Below are 856 nucleotides of genomic sequence, written 5' to 3' on the forward strand. Positions count from 1 at the left end.
TTGAATTTTTAAAATCTAATATAATACCAGTCACAGCATTATCAATCTCTATCGCAACTTTCATTATTACATTTAAAAATTTTTGGAGAAATCGTGCCAATATTGAATGCATTCAACTAGAAAATAGTATGGCAGTCGTATTAAAGCCAGATAGAATTGATACCAAAACACCTGATGTATATTGGGATAGTGATTATAGAGTTATAATGGATGTAATAATTACTAACAAAAGCGCATTACCTATTTCTATTATTGAGTTCACATTAAATAACACGTCTAAGTTCAATTCATATAGTAAGCCTAGCCCTGAATATAACGTTACTATACAACCTGGAAAGCAAGAACAAGACGGCATTATTCATTACGCAGAAGAGGAAATACTATTTTTCCCAATAGAAGATTCATGGTTACAACCAGTTATTGATATCCCTCCGTATACATCCTTAAGAGGTCATTTACTATTTCGCTTTAACGATAAGAGCGAAGTACATATCGGAAATAACATGTTAGAAGTAATTACTTCTAGAAAAACTTTTTCTTTTCAGGTAAAGATAACTAAAGAAGCTCTATCTGCCATTCCATTACCAGATCTAGTTCTTATTGCTCGTGATGGAGACTATTAAAGAGGCACTTTAAACCTTTAATACAGCTAGTTCATTCATTTTTGTTCTAGCTCCTTTTCTCTCATAATCTTTCAATTTATTCAGAAACAACTTTGTCTTTCGGGAAAATTGGAACCTTACCTTTAAACCTATACCCCATTCTTTCCATTTTCCCACGGACACCTAATGCACTTTTCCCTAACCTATCTGCAATGACATCTATGCTGTATCCACGATTATATAAATCCACAATT

1 protein-coding gene is annotated in these 856 nt (G+C 32.6%); it reads left to right on the top strand.

Annotated elements, in window-relative coordinates:
* On the top strand, nucleotides 1-623 hold a 623-nt coding region (locus tag KVT34_RS29550; RefSeq protein ID WP_217563222.1), incomplete at its 5' end, for a hypothetical protein.
* Nucleotides 624-856 lie beyond the last annotated feature (233 nt).

Origin of the sequence: Paenibacillus sp. GbtcB18 (genome assembly GCF_019091125.1) — a bacterium.
Taxonomy (GTDB): domain Bacteria; phylum Bacillota; class Bacilli; order Paenibacillales; family NBRC-103111; genus Paenibacillus_F; species Paenibacillus_F chitinolyticus.